The sequence below is a fragment of the Stenotrophomonas maltophilia genome, assembly GCF_003970865.1.
GTDB lineage: Bacteria > Pseudomonadota > Gammaproteobacteria > Xanthomonadales > Xanthomonadaceae > Stenotrophomonas > Stenotrophomonas maltophilia_AR.
The window spans coordinates 1-18,065 of sequence record NZ_RXLZ01000056.1 but is presented as its reverse complement, the minus strand read 5'-3'; the positions used below and the strand labels follow the sequence as shown (position 1 = coordinate 18,065).

General features: G+C 67.8%; 19 protein-coding genes. 9 read left to right on the top strand and 10 right to left on the bottom strand.

The window, feature by feature from the left end; genetic code table 11:
• The first annotated feature begins 3 nt into the window (after positions 1-3).
• The 7 genes from EKL94_RS16945 (at position 4) to EKL94_RS16915 (ending at position 6,511) form a co-directional block, all read left to right on the top strand.
• Complete coding sequence (locus EKL94_RS16945; RefSeq protein WP_126929973.1) at positions 4-903, top strand: peptidylprolyl isomerase; 900 nt, start codon at positions 4-6, stop codon at positions 901-903.
• Positions 904-926: 23 nt separating this feature from the next.
• Positions 927-2,258, top strand: a complete 1,332-nt coding sequence (locus tag EKL94_RS16940) for an MFS transporter (protein ID WP_012480466.1) — start codon at positions 927-929, stop codon at positions 2,256-2,258.
• Positions 2,259-2,400: 142 nt separating this feature from the next.
• On the top strand, positions 2,401-3,615 hold the full coding sequence (locus tag EKL94_RS16935; RefSeq protein WP_126929972.1) for an oxygen-independent coproporphyrinogen III oxidase: 1,215 nt from the start codon (positions 2,401-2,403) through the stop codon (positions 3,613-3,615).
• An 11-nt stretch (positions 3,616-3,626) separates the two neighbouring features.
• A complete protein-coding gene (locus tag EKL94_RS16930; RefSeq protein WP_010485317.1) occupies positions 3,627-4,403 on the top strand; it encodes a helix-turn-helix domain-containing protein in 777 nt (258 codons plus the stop codon).
• Between the two features lie 19 nt (positions 4,404-4,422).
• The gene (gene modA, locus EKL94_RS16925) at positions 4,423-5,166 is read left to right on the top strand and encodes a molybdate ABC transporter substrate-binding protein (RefSeq protein ID WP_126929971.1); all 744 of its coding nucleotides are present in this window, start codon (positions 4,423-4,425) and stop codon (positions 5,164-5,166) included.
• Positions 5,167-5,169: 3 nt separating this feature from the next.
• Positions 5,170-5,853 carry a molybdate ABC transporter permease subunit gene (gene modB, locus EKL94_RS16920; RefSeq protein ID WP_126929970.1) on the top strand — a complete coding sequence of 228 codons (684 nt, stop codon included), beginning with the start codon at positions 5,170-5,172 and terminating at the stop codon, positions 5,851-5,853.
• Complete coding sequence (locus EKL94_RS16915; protein ID WP_126929969.1) at positions 5,843-6,511, top strand: sulfate/molybdate ABC transporter ATP-binding protein; 669 nt, start codon at positions 5,843-5,845, stop codon at positions 6,509-6,511. Before modB ends, EKL94_RS16915 begins: the two co-directional genes overlap by 11 nt.
• A 272-nt stretch (positions 6,512-6,783) precedes the next feature.
• Here the strand turns inward: EKL94_RS16915 and EKL94_RS16910 are convergent, their stop codons facing one another.
• From EKL94_RS16910 to EKL94_RS16885, 6 genes are read right to left on the bottom strand one after another with little or no spacing between them, the layout of a single operon-like run.
• Complete coding sequence (locus EKL94_RS16910; RefSeq protein WP_126929968.1) at positions 6,784-7,584, bottom strand: class I SAM-dependent DNA methyltransferase; 801 nt, start codon at positions 7,582-7,584, stop codon at positions 6,784-6,786.
• Positions 7,581-8,357: an ABC transporter ATP-binding protein gene (locus EKL94_RS16905; protein ID WP_126929967.1), complete on the bottom strand. Its 777-nt coding sequence runs from the start codon at positions 8,355-8,357 to the stop codon at positions 7,581-7,583. The genes EKL94_RS16910 and EKL94_RS16905 overlap by 4 nt, the downstream gene beginning before the upstream one ends.
• On the bottom strand, positions 8,354-9,367 hold the full coding sequence (locus EKL94_RS16900) for a FecCD family ABC transporter permease (RefSeq protein ID WP_126929966.1): 1,014 nt from the start codon (positions 9,365-9,367) through the stop codon (positions 8,354-8,356). The genes EKL94_RS16905 and EKL94_RS16900 overlap by 4 nt, the downstream gene beginning before the upstream one ends.
• 2 nt (positions 9,368-9,369) lie before the next feature.
• Positions 9,370-10,407 carry an ABC transporter substrate-binding protein gene (locus EKL94_RS16895; RefSeq protein ID WP_126929965.1) on the bottom strand — a complete coding sequence of 346 codons (1,038 nt, stop codon included), beginning with the start codon at positions 10,405-10,407 and terminating at the stop codon, positions 9,370-9,372.
• Entirely contained in the window at positions 10,404-10,946 is a 543-nt protein-coding gene (locus EKL94_RS16890) for a DUF2478 domain-containing protein (protein ID WP_185830050.1), read from the bottom strand. Before EKL94_RS16890 ends, EKL94_RS16895 begins: the two co-directional genes overlap by 4 nt.
• A 2-nt stretch (positions 10,947-10,948) precedes the next feature.
• On the bottom strand, positions 10,949-12,934 hold the full coding sequence (locus EKL94_RS16885; protein WP_126929963.1) for a TonB-dependent receptor plug domain-containing protein: 1,986 nt from the start codon (positions 12,932-12,934) through the stop codon (positions 10,949-10,951).
• A 183-nt stretch (positions 12,935-13,117) separates the two neighbouring features.
• Between EKL94_RS16885 and EKL94_RS16880 the strand changes: the two genes are divergently transcribed.
• The gene (locus EKL94_RS16880; RefSeq protein WP_126929962.1) at positions 13,118-13,924 is read left to right on the top strand and encodes a TOBE domain-containing protein; all 807 of its coding nucleotides are present in this window, start codon (positions 13,118-13,120) and stop codon (positions 13,922-13,924) included.
• A gap of 108 nt (positions 13,925-14,032) precedes the next feature.
• Here EKL94_RS16880 and EKL94_RS16875 read toward each other — a convergent pair whose 3' ends face one another.
• The 4 genes from EKL94_RS16875 to EKL94_RS16860 form a co-directional block, all read right to left on the bottom strand.
• Positions 14,033-15,562: a diflavin oxidoreductase gene (locus EKL94_RS16875; protein WP_126929961.1), complete on the bottom strand. Its 1,530-nt coding sequence runs from the start codon at positions 15,560-15,562 to the stop codon at positions 14,033-14,035.
• Positions 15,559-15,987, bottom strand: a complete 429-nt coding sequence (locus tag EKL94_RS16870; RefSeq protein ID WP_010485321.1) for a PAS domain-containing protein — start codon at positions 15,985-15,987, stop codon at positions 15,559-15,561. Before EKL94_RS16870 ends, EKL94_RS16875 begins: the two co-directional genes overlap by 4 nt.
• A 152-nt stretch (positions 15,988-16,139) precedes the next feature.
• Positions 16,140-16,454, bottom strand: a complete 315-nt coding sequence (locus tag EKL94_RS16865; protein ID WP_005409898.1) for an AzlD family protein — start codon at positions 16,452-16,454, stop codon at positions 16,140-16,142.
• A complete protein-coding gene (locus EKL94_RS16860; protein ID WP_065177662.1) occupies positions 16,451-17,182 on the bottom strand; it encodes an AzlC family ABC transporter permease in 732 nt (243 codons plus the stop codon). The genes EKL94_RS16865 and EKL94_RS16860 overlap by 4 nt, the downstream gene beginning before the upstream one ends.
• A gap of 127 nt (positions 17,183-17,309) precedes the next feature.
• Between EKL94_RS16860 and EKL94_RS16855 the strand changes: the two genes are divergently transcribed.
• On the top strand, positions 17,310-17,774 hold the full coding sequence (locus EKL94_RS16855; RefSeq protein WP_005413654.1) for an Lrp/AsnC family transcriptional regulator: 465 nt from the start codon (positions 17,310-17,312) through the stop codon (positions 17,772-17,774).
• Positions 17,775-18,065: the final 291 nt, after the last annotated feature.

Sequence of the window (18,065 nt, the reverse complement as noted above, 5' to 3'; positions counted from 1 at the left end):
GCCATGGGCAGCCTGCCGAAATTCCTGCCGATCACCGTGATCGACTCCGCTGCGCCGGTTCCCGCCGAGGCGCATTCGCACCACCATGACGCGGCAGAGCAGGGGCCGCGCTCGCTCGGGCAGCCGGCACCGTGCCGGCTGTTCGTGGACGAGACCGCGATCAGCGAGGCCGACATCGCCCGCGAGATGCAGCACCACCGGGCGATGCGCCCGGAGCAGTCACGCGCCGAAGCGGCACGTGCACTGGTGGTACGCGAGCTGCTGCGGCTGGAAGCGCAGCGGCTTGGGCTGCAGGCGCCGGAGGGCAACCGGGTAAGCGACGAGGAAGTGCTGATCCAGCAACTGCTGGAAGATGCGATCGAAGACCGCGTGCCGGGTGATGAGGACTGCCGCCGCTACTTCGAGCAGAATCCGGAGCGCTTCCGCTCCCCCGACCGCGTGCGCCTGCGCCATATCCTGCTGGCCGCGCCGGCCGACGACGTGGCCGGGCGCTTCGCCGCACGCACCGAGGGCGAGCGGCTGGTCGGGCTGCTGAAGGAGTCGCCGCACCTGTTCGCCGATTTCGCCCTGCGCCATTCGCGTTGCCCATCCAGCAGTGAGGGCGGCGACCTGGGCTGGCTGCAGCGTGGGCAGACCACGCCGGAGTTCGACCGCCAGGTGTTCCGCCTGCGCGAGGGCCTGGCCGGTTTCCCGGTGGAATCGCGCTGGGGCTACCACGTGGTCTGCGTCGATGCCCGCGAGGAAGGCCAGCCGCAGCCGTTCGAGGCGGTGCTGCCGCAGCTGCGTGACTACCTGGAACTGCAGGTGCGCCAGCGCGAGGTGCAGGCCTACCTGCTGCAGCTGCAGGAACGCTACCCGGTGCGCGGGCTGGATGAGATCGAAGCCGAAGCGGATATCGGCTGAACCCCCATGAACGAGGAGAATTCATGAACCAGGCCCTTGCCCCCGCCAGTGCCGGGCAGCAGCAACGTGCACTGTGGCTGAGCACGTTCGCCTTCACCGTGTGCTTTGCGGTGTGGATGATCTTTTCGATCATCGGCATCCAGATCAGTCAACAGCTCGGCTTGAATGACACCCAGTTCGGCCTGTTGATCGCCACGCCGGTGCTGACCGGTTCGGTCAGCCGCGTCTTCCTCGGCATCTGGTCCGACCAGTTCGGTGGCCGCAAGGTGATGGTGCTGGTGATGCTGTGTGGCGCAGTGGCTACCTGGATGCTGACCTATGCACAGACCTACACCCAGTTCCTGATTGCCGCGCTGTGCGTGGGCATCGCCGGCGGTAACTTCTCGGTAGGCGTGGCCTACGTCTCCAAGTGGTTCCCGGCCAGCAAGCAGGGCACCGCACTGGGCATCTTCGGTGCTGGCAACATCGGCTCGGCGGTGACCAAGCTGCTGGCGCCGCTGGTGATGGTGGCGGCCGGCTGGACCATGGTCGCCAAGGTCTGGGCCGTCGCGCTGGCCGTCACGGCGGTGCTGTTCTTCCTCTTCAGCAAGGAAGATCCGTCGCTGGAGCAGCGCCGTCGCGAAGGTGTGAAGCCGGTGCCGTTCGCCGAGCAGATGGCACCGCTGAAGAACCTGCAGGTCTGGCGGTTCTCGCTGTACTACTTCTTCGTGTTCGGCGGCTTCGTGGCGCTGGCGTTGTGGCTGCCGCACTACCTGGTGGGCGCCTATGGCATGGACGTGGGCCACGCCGGCATGCTGGCGGCGTGCTATTCGATCCCGGCCAGCCTGTTCCGTGTGGTCGGTGGCTGGATGTCGGACCGGATGGGCGCGCGCCGGGTGATGTACTGGACCTTCGGCGTGTCGGCCATCTGCACCTTCCTGCTGGCCTACCCGGATACCGAGTATGTGGTGAAGGGCATCCATGGCCCGATCCACTTCCATCTGGCCATCGGCGTGGTGATGTTCACCGTGCTGGTGTTCGTGCTGGGCTTCTTCATGTCGCTGGGCAAGGCCGCGGTCTACAAGCACATTCCGGTGTACTACCCCAAGCATGTGGGTGCCGTGGGCGGCGTGGTCGGCATGATCGGCGGCCTGGGTGGCTTCATCCTGCCGATCGTGTTCGGCGCGCTGAACGATGCGGTGGGCATCTGGAGCAGCTGCTTCATGCTGCTGTTCGTGCTGGTGGCCGCTGCACTGGCGTGGATGCACTTTGCGATCCGTCGCATGGAACGCCGCCACTTCCCGCAGATCGACCGCGAAACCGATCTGCCCGAAGCCATCGATGCGGCCGCCGCCGAGCGGGTGCGCGGCGGGTGAAGGTGCGTGCCGGCCAGCGGCCGGCACTACCGAGTGGTGGGTGAAGGGGTAGTGCCGGCCGCTGGCCGGCATGAACCAACCGATGCACCACGCTTGATTTCAATCAGGGCCACGCGAAGAGGAACGCCCGAAGATGTCTGCCATGAGCTTCCACGTTGACGAGAGCGAGGACACTGCGCTGCAGGCGGCATTGCTGCGGCAGCCCCGGCACGTGCTGTTCCCGCCGGCTGACCAGTTCAGCACCGGCTTTGGCGAAAGCGGCTGGCGCGCCGCCGTGCGCGCCAGCAACGAGCACCTGATCCCGCGCGGCTTGACGATCGGCTTCCAGGCGGGCCGCGGCGGACGCGATGCGCCGCCGCAAGCCTATCTGGACACCCTGCTGCTGGCGCTGCGGCTGCAGGCCGACGTACTGGCCGAGGATCGTGAAGTGGTGGCGATGGTGCTGCAGTTGGGGCTGGCCGAGACGCTGCCGCCGCCACAGCTGGGCCAGCTGCTGGATGCGGTGCCGCAGCACCTGCGTACCGTGGCGCGGCCCCAGGTAGAGGTGCGGCTGGATGCGGGCAGCGCGTTGGCACCGGCGCAGCTGCGCGCGGTGGGCTGTACCCGTTTGAACGTGATCGACCGTGCCGATGCGCCGGGGCCGACCCTGCTGGCACAGGCGCGACAGGTGGGCTTCACCGCGCGCTACTACCAGTTGCGGGTACCCGGCAGCGAGGACGCCGGCTTCATTGAACGGCTGCACGAGGTGCTGGCCGAAGCACCGGAGCGCATCCTGCTGCCGGCGCCGTGTGCGCTGCCGGAACACCCCTCGGCCGTCCATTGGCTGCAGGCCTGGCGCCTGCTGCGCGCTGCGGGTTACGAACCGATCGGTGGCGATCACTATCAGCGCGGCGATCTGCCGAACCCGTATGGCCCGGGCGATGGCCAGCGTCATTGCGACCTGGCCGGTGTGCCACGCCGCGACCGCAGTGATTTCATCGGTCTTGGGCTGTCCGCCTGCAGCCAGATCGGCGAGGTGTTCTACCGGCTGGAGGACGAACTGGGCGAATGGCGTGCGCGGCTGCAGGCGGGTCACATGGGAGTCTCCGCCGGGCTGATCCTGTCCGAGGACGAGCGCCTGGTGGCCGAAGTGGCGCAGAGCATCGCCTGTGACCACGCCCTCGATGCGGCTGCCTTCGAGTGGCGCAACGATGAACCGTTCGAGGAGTGTTTCGCCGAACAGCTGCCGGCGTTGTCGCCGTTGCTGGCACGCGGCTGGGTGCATTGGGATGCGCGCGTGTTGCGCCTGGCCGAAGAAGGGCGGCTGCTGTGGCGTATGATGGCCGCATGTTTCCGGCCGGCGGCCGCCATCGCTTGAGTCCTGCCCCGATGTCTTCAATTCCGCCTTCGCAGGGCCGTCTCGGCCGGGCCACACCCAACCCCGCCGCCGCCGATGATGGCGACGCACTGCACTTCTGCAGCACCTGTGCGTTCTCCGACGCCTGCATGTCGCAGGGTTACGACAAGACCGCACTGGGCGATCTGCATGTGCTGGTCGACCATGTCGGTCCGTTCCATGCGGGTGACTACATTTTCCGCGCCGGCGAATCGTTCGATTCGATTGCTGCGGTGCGCGCGGGCATGGTCAAGACCTTCGTCGATGACAGCCAGGGCAACGAGCAGGTGCTGGGCTTCAGCCTGCCGGGTGAAGTGATCGGCCTCAACGCGATCCACGGTTCGCGCTTCCCCTGCAATGCGGTGGCGCTGGATACCGTGCACCTGTGCCGCATTTCGTTTCCCAAGCTGAGCCTGTTGGCGACCCGCATGCCGGGGTTGCAGGCCAAGCTGTTCAGCCTGCTCAGTGCGGAGATCGGCAAGGTCGCGACCCTGGCCGCCAACCACCGTACCGAAGAACGCATGGCCGCGTTCCTGCTGGACATGTCCGAGCGTTACGCTCGGCGCGGTTTCTCCGCCACGCGCTTCAACCTGACGATGGCGCGTACCGAGATCGCCAATTACCTGCGGATGGCGCCGGAAACCGCCAGCCGCGTGCTGCGCCGCCTGAGCGATGATGGGATCATCGCGGTGAAGCAGCGCGAGATCCTGTTGCTGCAGCCCGAGCGCCTGGCGGCGCTGGCGGTGGCCGACGAATCCGATCCGAACTGAACCTGGCCGGGAGCCGACGATGAAGCGAGCTGGACTGTTGTTGCTGGGACTGCTGGCCACGGTGCCGGCCTGGGCGGCCGATCTGACGGTGTCGGCGGCCTCGAGCCTGACCGAGAGCTTCCGCGAACTGGGTGCGGCCTATGAGAAGGCGCACGCGGGGACCAAGGTCGATCTCAACTTCGCCGCGTCCGGCGTGCTGCTGCAGCAGATCAGCCGCGGCGCACCGGTGGATGTGTTCGCGTCGGCCGACGAAACCACGATGGACCAGGCCCAGCAGCAGGACCTGCTGGCGGCCGGTACCCGCGAGGTGTTCGCCGTGAACGCGCTGTGGGTGGTGGTACCGCCGCAGGCCAAGGCCGCGCCGCGTACCCTGAAGGATCTGGCCGGTGCCAGCGTGCAGCGCATCGCACTGGGCAACCCGGACAGCGTGCCGGTCGGACGCTATGCCAAGGGCGCGCTGGAAGCGGCAGGCCTGTGGCCGTCGGTGCAGGGCAAGACCATCACCACCCAGAACGTGCGCCAGTCGCTGGATTACGTGGCGCGCGGAGAAGTCGACGCCGGCTTCGTCTATGCCACCGATGCACAGGCGATGCCCGACCGGGTGCGCCGCGCCTTCGCGGTGCCGGTGGCGGGGCGCATTGCGTATCCGCTGGCGGTGACCAAGGCCAGCGCGCAGCCGGCCGAAGCCAAGCGCTTCACCGCCTTCGTGCGTTCGGCACAGGGCCAGGCGATCCTGGCCAAACACGGGTTCGGCAAGCCCTGAGGCATGGATCTCGACTGGAGCGCACTGTGGTTGTCGCTGAAGGTGGCCGGCTGGGCCACTGCGATCAATCTGGTGCTGGGCGTGGCACTGGGCGCGCTGCTGGCGCGTCGGCGCTTTCCCGGCCGTGAGCTGCTGGATTCGCTGCTGACCCTGCCGATGGTGCTGCCACCGACGGTGCTGGGTTATTACCTGCTGGTGCTGATCGGTCGCAACGGCCCGATCGGCGCATGGCTGCAGTCGTGGTTCGGCATCAACCTGGTGTTTTCCTGGCAGGCTGCCGTGATTGCTGCGGCGGTGGCTTCGCTGCCGCTGGTGTTCAAGCCGGCACGCGCAGCGTTCGAGGAAGTGGACGGGCAGCTGGAGCAGGCGGCGCGTACGCTCGGGGTATCCGAAGCGGCGGTGTTCTTCCGCATCACGTTGCCGCTGGCCTGGCGCGGCATCCTCGCCGGGTTGCTGCTGGCGTTTGCACGCGCGATGGGCGAGTTCGGCGCGACATTGATGGTGGCCGGCAGCATTCCCGGCCGCACGCAGACGCTGTCGATCGCCATCTACGAGGCGGTGCAGGCTGGCCAGGACGGCAAGGCCAATGCGCTGGTTATCCTGACCTCGGTGGTATGCATCGTGATCCTGTTGCTGGCCGCGCGGCTGGTGGGCGGGCGTCGACGGGAGCTGCGCGATGTGGCTTGACCTGCAGGTGCAGCGCCGCCTGCAGGCGGCCGGCCAGGATTTCGTGTTGGACGTATCGCTGCAGTGCACGCAGCGCCAGGTGGTGCTGTTCGGGCCCTCGGGCGCCGGCAAGAGCCTGACCTTGAAGGCGGTGGCCGGGCTGCTGCGGCCGGGCCAGGGCCATGTGCGCCTGCAGGGGCAGACCCTGTTCGAAGCGGCCACCGGCGTGGATCTGCCGCCGCAGCGCCGCCGGTTGGGTTATGTCTTCCAGGATTACGCGTTGTTCCCGCATCTGAGCGTGCGCCAGAACGTGGCGTTCGGGCTGCAGAAGGGCTGGTTGAATCCGCGGGTCGGCCAGCGCTTCGATGCAGTGGAGCAGTGGTTGCACGCATTCCGCATCGACACCGTGGGCGATCTGCTGCCCTCGCAGGTCTCCGGTGGCCAGCGTCAGCGCACTGCATTGGCGCGCGCCCTGGTGACGCAGCCGCAGGCGCTGTTGCTGGATGAACCGTTCTCCGCGCTGGACCATGATCTTCGCCAGCACCTGCGCCAAGAGCTGGAAACGGTGCTGGACAAGACCGGCATCCCGTTGTTGTTGATCAGCCACGATCCGCAGGATGTGGCCATGTTTGGTCAGCAGGTGGCGCGTGTAGTGGATGGTCGCATCGCAGGCGGTTGACCCGCGATGGTAGTGCCGGCCGCTGGCCGGCAACCCTGGAGTCCGGAGCAGCCGGCCAGCGGCCGGCTCTACCGTGATGCGCAGGCGATGGTTGGACACCTCTGATGGTAGTGCCGGCCGCTGGCCGGCAACCACCGAATCCGGTGCAGCCGGCCAGCGGCCGGCTCTACCGTGATGCGCAGGCGACGATTGGCCACATCTGATGGTAGTGCCGGCCGCTGGCCGGCAGCCACGGAACCCGGAGCAGCCGGCCAGCGGCCGTCTCTGCCGGTTCAGCCGTTCGTCGCCCACTGGATGAACGCCCAGCGCCGCGTCGGCGCCATGCCGAAACGATGCTGCGGCGAGCGTGCATGCCATGCACGTACGCGTGCTTCCTCATCCGCATCCAACGCACCGAACAGCTCCACTGCCTGGCGCACCAGGCCATCGGCATCCTGCGCGACGTCGCGCACCGATTCGGGCAGGTAGTCCAGCTGCGGCTCGCGTCCCATGTCCAGCAGCATGTTGATCGGGTAGCGATGATCGGGCATCGGCACCCAGTCACGGCCCAGCAGCTCGGCCAACTCCGGCACGCCGGCACGAGGACCGGTGGCGAAGGTGATGCAGGCACGCTGGCGGGCGTGCGCATCGAGCCTGCGCAGCGCGGCCTCGAGATCCGCCACCATCAGCGAGCGCGAGGCAATGGCCAGATCACAGCGCGGCACGTCGTGCCAGTCGTCGGTCCACGACAGCGCCCACGGCGTGACGTTGGAAACGCTGTCGCGGGTGATCGCGGCGCGCAGGCCGTCGAGCATGCCGGTGCTGTAGTCGAGCGCGTGCACATGGCCGACCTGCGTGGCAATCGGCAGGCTCAGCAGCCCGGGGCCGCAGCCCACGTCGAGCACGGTGGCCACGCCGGAAAGATCAAGCCGGGCGAGGAACGCCTCGCTGTAGTCGTCGTGGCGGCGCTTCCAGCTGGACTGTGCGGCACGCGCATCCCAGGCACTGGCCGGCTTTGCCTGGAAGCTACAGGCCTGCAGGTGTTGGCGGTAGCGTGCGCTGTGATCGATCGGGGTCGGTAGCGGTGTACTCATATAGAAGTTCCGGAAGCGGGCAGGGCGGCGGCGACGCGTGCGGCATCGACGCCATACAGGGTGGCGAGGCGTTCGGGCGTTGCGACCTCGTGGGCAGGGCCGAGCGCCTGCAGGCTGCCGCCGGCCATCAACGCAATGCGGTCGGCCACCTGCAGCGCGTGCTGCGGTTGATGGGTGGACAGCAGCACGCCGATGCCACGATCGGCCAGGCGGCGCACGGTATCGAGGATGCGCAACTGGTTGCCGAAGTCGAGGCTGGCGGTAGGTTCGTCCATCACCAGCAACTGCGCCTGCTGGGCCAGTGCGCGTGCGATCAGTACCAGCTGGCGCTCACCACCACTGAGCGTGGTGACGGTGCGGTCGGCCAGCGCCTGCAGGCCCAGTTCGCGCAGGCAATCATCGGCGATGGCTTCATCAGCGCGACCGGGTGCCGCGAGCAGGCCCAGGTGCGCGGCGCGACCCATGGCGACCACCTCGCGCACGCGCCAGGCAAAGGGCAGCGGCGCGGCCTGTGGCACATAGCCCATACGGCGGGCGCGGGCGGCGCGATCATGCGCGCGTAGCGGCGAGCCCTGCAGGTTCACCTCGCCGTGCACCGCAGGCAGCAGGCCGAGCAGCGTACGAAACAGAGTCGTCTTGCCACAGCCGTTCGGGCCAAGCAGGCACAGCACCTCGCCAGGCTGTACCGACAGCGCAAACGGCGCGCCCAGTGCCACGCCGGCGTGGCCGATGGCCAGTGCACGTGCTTCCAGTAGTGGTGTGGCGGTGCTCATGGGCGACGCTCGCTGCGCGCCAGTACCAGCAAAAAGCACGGCACACCGACGAACGCAGTGAGGATGCCGAGCGGCAGTTCGATCGGCGCCAGGGTGCGCGCCAGCGTATCGGCGGCGAGCAGGAAACTGGCGCCGAGCAGCAGGCTGGCCGGCAGCAGGCGACGGAAGTCGGCGCCGACCAGCAGCCGCGCGATGTGTGGCACCACCAGTCCGACCCAGCCGATGATGCCGGCCAGCGAAACCGCTGCCGCCGTGCACAGCGTGGCGGCGGCGATCAGTGTCCAGCGCAGCGGGGTGACCGCCACGCCCAGCGCGCTGGCCTCTTCATCACCCAGGCCGAGCAGGTTCACCCGCCAGCGCAGCAGCACCAGCGGCAACAGCCCGATCAGCAGCAGTGGCGCGGTGACCTTGAGGTCGTCGATGATCACCGCGTTCAAACCACCCAGCAGCCAGAAAGTGATCGAGGGCAGCTGCGTGTACGGATCGGCCAGCAGCTTCAACAGCGAGATGCCGGCACCGAGCAGCGCCGACACTGCGACGCCGGCCAGTACCAGGACCAGCACCGGATCGTGCCGCCGTACCAGCGCAGCCACCAGGCAGACCAGGCCCACCGCACCCAACCCGCCCGCAAACGCAATGCCCTGCACCAGCAGCATCGGCAGGCCGAGGAACAGGCCCAGCGAAGCGCCAAGACCGGCACCGGCGGAGACGCCGAGGATGTCCGGCGACACCAGCGGATTGCGGAACATGGCCTGGTACGCCGCACCGGCCGCCGACAGCACCGCACCGATCAGCACGGCGGCCAGCACGCGCGGCAGGCGGATATGCCAGAGCGCGGCCTGCACCGCAGGCGGGCTGGGTTCGCCGATGCCGAACAGCTGCCAGCCGATGGCGTGCAGCAGCGCCGCCGGTCGCACCGGGAACTGGCCGACCGAGAACGCCAGCAACAACATCGCCAGTAGCAGGCTCCAGCCACCGGCATGCCAGGCCCAACGTGGAAGCGTGCGCATGCTCAGACGTTCGCATCCAGGCTGCGTGCCAGCGTGGCGGGCAAGGGTTGGCCCCACAGCAGCTGATGCAGCGCACCGATGCGCGTGCGCAGCGCGGCAGGCGCCAATGCGGGCACTGCACCCGGATGCAGCCTGGACAGCAGCCACGGCAGGCCGGGCAGGCGGTTGACGCCGGGCGGACCATCCAGCCAGCCAAACGGCAGTACCGGTGCGCAATGCAGGCGACGTTCGCGCACGGCACGCAGGCCGCGCCAGCGCGGATCCTGTGCGGCGTGCGCGGCGAACCCCGCATCCTGGGTCAGGATCACGTCCGGATCCCAGGCCAGCAGTTGTTCGAACGACACGCGGGCGAGACCACCAGCACCGGCGCTGGCGGCCACGTTGCGGCCGCCACAGAACTCGATGACTTCGGTGTTGATCGAGCCGGACAGGCCGCTTTCCAGGCCGTCGCTGCCACGCCCGTAGTACACGGTGGGCCGCGTCGCAGCGGGACGCGTCGCCAGCACCTCGCGCACCAATGCCAGCTGCGCCTCGGCCGCCTGCGCCAGCGCTTCGCCGCGTGCGGCGACACCCAGCAGCCGGCCCACGTGGCGCAGCTGCGCCGGATGATCGGGCAGGCGCCCGGCAATCAGTTCGAAGGGAATCGCGGTCTGCTTCCAAGCCCGCTCGGCCGAGTCGCGGTAGTTGGCATCGAAATCACCGGCATCCAGCACCAGGTCCGGCTGCATCGCCAGCAGGCGCTCGAGACTGACCGTGCTGCCGCGCCCGGCCAGGCGACCGACCACCGGCAACGTACGCAGCATTGCCGGCAGCTGCGCCAGTGCGTCGGGCGAGACCTTCATCGGCCAGCCCAGCAGGCGTTCGGGTGCCACGGCGGCGAGCAAAACCGCAGCCGGCGGACCGGCCGCGAACACGCGCTTGGGCCTGGCCTTGGGCGCACCCAGGCGCAGCACGCGCTGCGCCGGCATCGCCAGCAGCTCGGCACTGGCGACCAGCAGCGGCGCCAGCGCGAACGCCTGCAGCAGGGCGCGCCGCCTCATGCAGCGGCCTCCGGCGCGTTGCGGCAGGCATCCCACCAGGCCTGCAGCGCCGCATCCTCGGCGGGCAGCTCGATGGCCATGCCGCCGGTGAACTGGCGCCACGCGCCGAGGTAGGGCAGCTTCACCGCGGTCAACAACGGGATGCCGGCCAGCATCAGCGCCAGCAGTTCATCGGCCATGCCGCCGCCTTCCGATTCCAGGGTGCCGAAGCGGTTGGCGATGGCCAGCTCGGCGTGGTCCTGCAATGCCCGGCGCAGCACCACGCTTGCATCGGCGATACCGCCCGGGTCCAGGTTGCAGCCGCAGGAGGCCGGCCCCAGTGCCTGGCTGATCGGATAGCGCGAGCCGGGATCGGTCACGTCCATCAGTGCCATGCGCTTCTTGCCGTTGGCGGTGGGCTCGTGTGGCAGGTGTACCAGCCCGCGCACGCGGTGGCCGGCGGCCAGCTGGCGTGCGGCGAAGGCGGCCAGCAGGCCATCGGGCTCGCCGCTGTGGTCATGCACGATGGCCGCGATGCGCGGCGGCTGTACAGCGCTCATGCTCAGAACCTCCAGTTGGCATTGGCGAACCAGGTGCGACCCGGCATCGGGTAGCCGTCGGCCAGTTCGTACCATTTGTCACCGATGTTGCGTACACCGAGATCGAAATCCCAGGCATCGCGCGGGCTCCAGCTGGCCTTGAGGCCGGTGATGCCATAGCCGGGCAGGTCACGCACCGGGCGTGCGGCATCGGCATAGCTGACCTTGCGGCCCTGTTCGGCTTCCAGCGTGGCCTGCAGCTTCAGCTGCGGCAGCAACTGCCAGCCCACCGCCATGAACAGCCGCTGGCGCGGGCTGTCGAGCAGGGCCACGCTGCGGTTTTCCAGGTTGGTGCGGCGCAGCCAGGTGTAGCTGGACTGCAGGTCCCAGTCGTCGCCGATGCGCTGGCGCAGGCCCAGTTCCACGCCCTGGTGGCGGGCCTTGCCGATGTTCTGCGCCTGGTTGCAGGTGCTGCCGCCGCATTCGCGCGAGGCCACCACCGCGTTCTGGATCAGGTCATCGATACGGCTCTGGAACAGCGCCGCCTGCAGCTGACCGCCTTCCCACCAGCGGCCGCGCAGGCCCACCTCGAAGTGGGTGGCATGCTCGGCTTTCAGATCCGGGTTGGGCAGGGCGGAACCCATGCGCGCGGAGTAGCGATCCTTGATGGTCGGGAAACGCGTGCGCCGCGCGGCGCTTGCATACCACTGCTGGTCCGGCGCCAGTTGCTGCACGTACTCCAGCACTGCATTGGTGGCATCGGTGCTGCCGGTCGGCCAGAAGTACACGCGCTTGGCGTCGCGGCGGTCATGGCCGATGCCCACGCGCAGGTGCGAAGTGTCGGTCAGCGCGATGCGGTCCTCGATCGCCACCGACGTGGTCACATCCCGGAAGTCCTTGGTCGGCGAGTGCGGGTTGCGCTCGCTGTGCTGGTCTTCCTTGTAGTGGATCGCGAACTGCAGCTCCTGGCGCGGCAGCGCCGTGGTGGCCAGGGTCACCGAGCCGCCCACGGTGCGGTCATCGTAGATGCTGGGGAAGCTGCTGTTGTCCATCGCCACCTGGTAGGTGCCGTCGGTGTAGGCATTCAGTCCGTTGCCATAGGTATCGCGGTAGACGCGGGTGCGCAGCGTGGTGTGCTCGCCCAGGCGGGTATTGCCGATGAAGTACAGGCTGTCCTTGTCCCACCACGGCCAGCGCCAGTAGCGGATGCCGCTGCGCGCGGTGCCGGTGTAGACCGGGTTGTCCTTCTCACCGTCCTGGCGCGCGTAGCCGATCGCGTACTCGTCGCCCTCGCGCGGGGTATAGCCCAGCTTGAACGACAGGCGACGGTCGTCGCGCGCGGCGTTGCGGCGGTCCTTGCCGGTGTCGGTGGGCACGCGCTTGTAGTCGACGAAGCCATCCGGCAGCGGGAATTCATCGGCCTTCAGGATCGACGCACCGAGCTGGAAGTACCAGTCGCCACGACGGCCGCCGATATTGACCGCTGCCTTGCGTTCGCCGCCATCGGCGATGCCCAGCCGCACGTCGCCTTCCAGCGCACGTTCCGGGCGGCGGCTGACCAGGTTGATCGCACCGCCGAGGATGTTCGGCCCGTACAACAGCGACGCGCCACCGCTGGCGACCTGGATCTCGGCGAGGTCGAAGGTGGTGAAGCGGCCGAAGTCCACGTAGCCGTCATAGGGCACGTACAGCGGGATGCCGTCGAGGAATACCGGCACCTGGCGTGCGTCGAAGCCGCGCAGGTAGACCATGTCCTCGTTGCGCGAGTTGCGCGCCAGGCTCACGCCAGGCAATACGCTGACCGCATCACCGACCGTATTGCGGTCGAGCTGCTGGATGCGTTCGGCATCGAGGCTGCGTTCGGCGACGGTGGGCGAGGTGCCGCGCTCGGCATGCACGTCGATCGTGCCCAGGGTGAACACCGGGGGCGGCGAGGCGGCGTCGGTCGCAGTGGCGGCAAGCGGCAGCAGCAGGGCAGACAGGGGTAGAACGAAACGACAGGTACGCATCCTCGCGAGTCCTCGGGTTCGTTATATCCAAGATGATATAACGGTTGGCAGGGGTCAACTTGATGACCGACCCGGGGATTCTCGTTGCTGGCCAACTCGGCCACCTTGATCCATATCAAGCCCGGTGCAGGGGGGCGACGCCGTACACTGGCCGTCCGCGCGAAACGCAGGGAAACGAGCACGATGAGCGAGGCCGAACCGCCTTTGGAGCTGCAGGGCAACCTGTGGCTGAGCATTGCCGGGCAGAGTGTGGGCGGTCGTGGCCGTTTCGCGCTGCTGGGGTTGATCGATGCCTGTGGTTCGATCAGCCAGGCCGCCAAGCGCATGGGCATGACCTACAAGAATGCCTGGGACGCGGTGGATGCGATGAACACCGCGGCCGGCGAGCCGCTGGTCGTGCGCAGTGTGGGCGGGCGTGGCGGTGGCGGGGCGCAGTTGACTGAACGTGGCCGCCAGCTGATCACCCGCTTCGAGGACGTCGAGCGTGCGCATCGCACCTTCCTGCAATCGCTGCAGGCCACCCCCGGGCTGGACGAGGATCTGGCCCTGATCCGGAGAATCGGCATGATCACCAGTGCACGCAACCAGTTCCATGGCCGGGTCAGTGGGCTGGCCACCGGTGCCGTCAACGATGAAGTGCAGATCGAAGTGGCGCCGGGTCTGGCGCTGGTCGCCACCATCACCCATGGCAGCGTGGAATCGCTGGGCCTGGCGGTAGGCGTGCCGGCCTATGCGCTGGTGAAGGCCTCGTCGGTGATCGTGGCACAGGGCGAGGGTGCGCGTTACTCGGCACGCAACCAGTTCACCGGCACGGTGGAGCGGATCACCGAGGGCGCGGTGAATGACGAGGTGGTGGTGGACATCGGCCTTGGCTGCAGCGTGGTGGCGGTGATCACCCGTGCCAGTACCACAGCGCTGGAATTGCGCGAAGGCAGCATGGCAACAGTACTGTTCAAGGCGTCGAGCGTGATCGTGGGCGTGCCGATGTAGAGGGGTCCTGGGTAATGCCGGCCGCTGGCCGGAACCTCGTAGTGCGAAGCGCAGCCGGCCAGCGGCCGGCGCTACCGATCCAGGATTCGTGCGGTCCAGTGGGACAGATCAATACAACTCACAGTGCGTGCGGCCTTCACCCCGCAGCGCGTCCCAATGTCCTTCACCACCGATGGCATCGATGACCTCGCGCACCGCGCCTTCCAGGTGGCTCTTGTTGCCGCACAGGTACAGATGCCCACCGCGGGCCAGGACGTCGCGCACTTCGCTGGCGCGCTGCTGCAGCACGTGCTGCACATAGACCTTTTCGGCGCCATCGCGCGAGAACGCGGTATGCAGGCCGGCCAGCACGCCACGCGTGTGCCAGTCCTGCAGCTGGTCGCGATACAGGTAGTCGTGCTGGCGGTGCTTCTCGCCGAATACCAGGTGCACTTCACGTTCGCAGGCGTTGGCCTGCAGTTCCTGCATCAGGCCCATCAAGGGTGCGATGCCAGTGCCGGTGCCGACCAGCAGCAGCGGTGCCTCGCCGGTATCGGGCAGGTGGAAGCCAGGGTTGGAGCGGCAGTACACACGGGCATGGTCGCCGCCATGCAGCAGGCTGCCGGTGGCGGTGCCGAAGCGTTCGCGGCCGCGCAGGGTGTAGCGCACTTCGCGCACGCACAGGCTCAGCTGGTCGTCGCACGGGTGCGAGGCGATCGAATAGGCGCGCGGCAGCCGCGGTGACAGCAGTTCGCGCAGTCGGGCCAGCGGCACGCTGTCCGGCGTGGCGTGGTCCTGCAGCACGTCCAGCAGGTCCAGGCCGTGCAGGTAGGCTTCCAGCTCGCGCTTCTGGCTGACCTTCAACAGGCCCTTCAGTACGTCGCTGCCACCGAGCCTGGCCAGTTCGCGCAGCACGCCCTTGCTCAGCATGCGCAGCTCGCGGTCATGCAGGGCGGCCACGGTGGTGGTGTCGCCGTACCAGGCGGCCAATGCCTGCAGCAGGGCAGGGTCGTTCTCCGGCACCACGTGCAGGGTGTCGCCCGCGCGGTAGGCCATGCCGCTGCCGGCAATGTCCAGTTGCAGGTGCCACGCCGCCGGGTCGCTGCTGTTCAAGCGGCGACGTTCGAGAATGGGGGCGGCAAAGGCGTTGTCTTCGCCATAGGCGGTGACCTGCAGGTGCAGGTCCTGGCCGGCGCTGAGGTCGCCATCCAGCACCTGGCCGAGCACCGGCTGCCATTGCTGGAAGAACTGCTCGTAGCCCAGGTCGGCATCCACGCGATGCAGCAGCGGCTGCGCCTGGCGCTCGCTCAGCGCCGCATCCAGCGCCTTGGTGAAGCCGCAGAAGCTGGGGTAGCCGGTGTCACCGAGGCCGAACACTGCATAGCGCAGGCCGCTCAGCGTCGGGGTCTGGCGCAGCGTTTCGAAGAATTGCTCGCCGTTGGCCGGCGGCTCACCGTCACCGAAGGAACTGGAGATCGCCAGCAGCACATCGCCTTGGCCGAGACTGGCTACGTCGATGTCGTTGAATGGAAGCACCTGCGGCCCGTGTGGCTGCAGGTCCGCGCCCAGGCGCTGGGCCAGGGCGCGGGCGTTGCCCGACTCGGACGCGAAACCCACCAGCAGGCGGCTGAAGGACGTACTGGTCGGGAGGGCGTTCACGCGGCCTCGTAGAAGTCGTCGAACTTTTCCTTGCTGAACTCGACCAGGTCGTAGTTCTGCATCAGGTCATTCACCACGCGGCGGATGCTGATGTAGGAGGTGATGTTGCCGTCGGCGTCGAACAGTGGCTGCACGGTGGTATCGACCACGTAAAGCACGCCGCCCTTGCCGAGGTTGGGCACGATGCCGGTCCAGGTCTTGCCGGCCTTGATGGTGTCCCACATGTCCTTGTAGACGGCCTTGGGCACATCTGGATGGCGCACGATGCTGTGCGGCTGGCCGATCAGTTCCTCGCGGGCGAAGCCGGTGAGCGTGCAGAACAGGTCGTTGGCGTAGGTGATGTTGCCCTGCAGGTCGGTGGTGGAGATCACCATGACGTTCTGCATGGCGTTCAGAAGCTGGACGTTGTCGGGGGTGTAGCTCATCGCAGGGTCCTTGTGGATGCCGGTAACGCCGGCGTGTTCGGGTCCTGCATAGAAATACGCCCGCACGGCGGCGGGCGGTTTGACATTGATCAAGCGGGTGGCACGATGGCCTGCGACCGGGTGTCGCAGGGGTCGTGCCCGGCGAAGGCGCGTCAGCCCATCAGGTAGCGCAGCACGCCGGCCGAGACCACGCCGATCAGCACGGTCGGCAGCATCGACAGCCGCGTGGCGGCCAGCAGGGTGATGGCCAGCGCGGCCAGGTCGGCGGGCTTGTCGGCGACGAAGTCGGGGGCGATCACCGAGATCAGCACGCAACCCGGCGCGGCTTCCATCACCGTTACCGCGCGCTTGCTCAACGTGCGGTTGCGCAGCGCGAGGAAGCCGACGATGCGGGTCAGGTAGGTGGCGGCAGCCATCAGCACGATGGTCAGCACCGAGGTCCAGTGGATCAGTCCATTGAAGATCATGCCGCGTCCTCCGCCAGCAGCCAGGCGGCGGCCAGGCCGGCCAGTGCACCGCTGGCCACGTACCACGCACCCGGGATCAGCAGATAGGTGGCGGCGGCCACGACCAGGCTGACCAGCCACGGACGTGCGGCCTTCATGCCCTGCCACATGCCACGCAGCAGCACCAGGAACACGGCGGGGAAGGCCATGTCGAAGCCGTAGGCGTGGATGTCGCCCAACATCGGGCCGACGATCGCGCCCAGCGCGGTACAGGCCACCCAGACGGTGTACAGGCCTGCCGACACCCCCAGGTAATAGGCCAGGCTGAAGCCGAGCGCACGGCGGCGCGCATCGGCCACGCCCATCGCCCAGCTTTCGTCGCACATGAAGAACAGGGCCGGCAGCACCCGGCGGCGCGGCAGGTGCTGCAGCAGCGGGGCCAGGCTGGCGCCCATCAGCAGGTGGCGGCTGTTGACCAGCGCGGTGATGGCCACGATCAGTGCGATGTGCGGTGGCGAGGTCCACAGTTCGACGGCAGCGAACTCTGAGCCGCCAGCGAAGTTGAGGCCGGTCATCAACGGCACTTCCAGCGCGCTCAGGCCCTTCTGGGCCGCCTGCGCGCCGAGTACCAGGGCGAAGGGAATGAAGCCGATCATCACCGGCACGGCGGCGCGCAGGCCGCGCAGGAATTCGGCACGCGGTGCGGTATCGCAGGTGTCGGGCAGGGGGAGGGTGGTACGGGCGTCCATGGAACGGCACAACGAGGTGGGGGTGGCCCATGCTAGCGGTGTGATCGCGAAATCGGGTTGCGTTGATGCCACTGTATTATGGATGATTGATATTCCATGCGGCTGAAGCCGACAAGGATGAAATTCCATGCAGTACCAGCTCGACAACCTTGATCGGCGCATCCTCGATGCCCTGCAGCGTGACGGTCGCCTGCAGAACCTGGAGCTGGCCCGGCTGGTGGGCCTTTCGCCCTCGGCCTGCCTGCGGCGGGTGCGGCTGCTGGAGGAAGGCGGCTACATCGACCGCTACGTTGCCCTGCTGAATGAGGCCAAGGTGGGGCGTGGCTTCACGGTGTTCGTGCGGGTGTGGCTGCGCGGACAGGACGAGGACACCACCAATCACTTCATCAACAGCATCAAGTCTTTCCCGGAAGTACTTGAATGCCATCTGATGGCCGGTGACTGCGATTTCCTGCTGCGGGTGGCGGTGGCCGACCTCGATGCCTACCGGCAGTTCCAGATGCAGCACCTGAACCGGATTGCCGGGGTGCAGAACACCAAGACCGAGATTCCGATGCAGCGGATCAAGCAGACGACCCAGCTGCCGCTTTGAGGGATGGGTGGTTGCGGCCGGGTTGCACCCGGCACCCGCAGGTAGTGCCGGCCGCTGGCCGGCAACCTCAGGAGCAACAGCCGAAGCAACAGCCGAAGCAACAGCTTGCATTCCGTGGGATGGCGGGGTGGGTCCGGTTGCAGGGGACGCCGTAAACCCCTCCATGAAGTGACCCCCGGGAGTTGGACGCCAGATCCAACCCCGAGGGATACATGAACAGATACGACGCGCGTTTCAAACTGCAGGTCGCCAAAGAGGCCTGCAAGACCTCCACATCGGTCAAAGCCATTG

What these genes read in the sequence shown, in the direction of transcription:
- modB (WP_126929970.1), top strand. Translation starts at nt 5,170, where the DNA reads ATGGATCTCGACTGGAGCGCACTGTGGTTGTCGCTGAAGGTGGCCGGC.
- EKL94_RS16915 (WP_126929969.1), top strand. Translation starts at nt 5,843, where the DNA reads ATGTGGCTTGACCTGCAGGTGCAGCGCCGCCTGCAGGCGGCCGGCCAG.
- EKL94_RS16860 (WP_065177662.1), bottom strand. Translation starts at nt 17,182, where the DNA reads ATGGACGCCCGTACCACCCTCCCCCTGCCCGACACCTGCGATACCGCA.
- EKL94_RS16940 (WP_012480466.1), top strand. Translation starts at nt 927, where the DNA reads ATGAACCAGGCCCTTGCCCCCGCCAGTGCCGGGCAGCAGCAACGTGCA.
- EKL94_RS16900 (WP_126929966.1), bottom strand. Translation starts at nt 9,367, where the DNA reads ATGCGCACGCTTCCACGTTGGGCCTGGCATGCCGGTGGCTGGAGCCTG.
- EKL94_RS16945 (WP_126929973.1), top strand. Translation starts at nt 4, where the DNA reads ATGGGCAGCCTGCCGAAATTCCTGCCGATCACCGTGATCGACTCCGCT.
- EKL94_RS16870 (WP_010485321.1), bottom strand. Translation starts at nt 15,987, where the DNA reads ATGAGCTACACCCCCGACAACGTCCAGCTTCTGAACGCCATGCAGAAC.
- EKL94_RS16895 (WP_126929965.1), bottom strand. Translation starts at nt 10,407, where the DNA reads ATGAGGCGGCGCGCCCTGCTGCAGGCGTTCGCGCTGGCGCCGCTGCTG.
- EKL94_RS16905 (WP_126929967.1), bottom strand. Translation starts at nt 8,357, where the DNA reads ATGAGCACCGCCACACCACTACTGGAAGCACGTGCACTGGCCATCGGC.
- EKL94_RS16930 (WP_010485317.1), top strand. Translation starts at nt 3,627, where the DNA reads ATGTCTTCAATTCCGCCTTCGCAGGGCCGTCTCGGCCGGGCCACACCC.
- EKL94_RS16935 (WP_126929972.1), top strand. Translation starts at nt 2,401, where the DNA reads ATGAGCTTCCACGTTGACGAGAGCGAGGACACTGCGCTGCAGGCGGCA.
- EKL94_RS16885 (WP_126929963.1), bottom strand. Translation starts at nt 12,934, where the DNA reads ATGCGTACCTGTCGTTTCGTTCTACCCCTGTCTGCCCTGCTGCTGCCG.
- EKL94_RS16880 (WP_126929962.1), top strand. Translation starts at nt 13,118, where the DNA reads ATGAGCGAGGCCGAACCGCCTTTGGAGCTGCAGGGCAACCTGTGGCTG.
- EKL94_RS16910 (WP_126929968.1), bottom strand. Translation starts at nt 7,584, where the DNA reads ATGAGTACACCGCTACCGACCCCGATCGATCACAGCGCACGCTACCGC.
- EKL94_RS16855 (WP_005413654.1), top strand. Translation starts at nt 17,310, where the DNA reads ATGCAGTACCAGCTCGACAACCTTGATCGGCGCATCCTCGATGCCCTG.
- modA (WP_126929971.1), top strand. Translation starts at nt 4,423, where the DNA reads ATGAAGCGAGCTGGACTGTTGTTGCTGGGACTGCTGGCCACGGTGCCG.
- EKL94_RS16890 (WP_185830050.1), bottom strand. Translation starts at nt 10,946, where the DNA reads ATGAGCGCTGTACAGCCGCCGCGCATCGCGGCCATCGTGCATGACCAC.
- EKL94_RS16865 (WP_005409898.1), bottom strand. Translation starts at nt 16,454, where the DNA reads ATGATCTTCAATGGACTGATCCACTGGACCTCGGTGCTGACCATCGTG.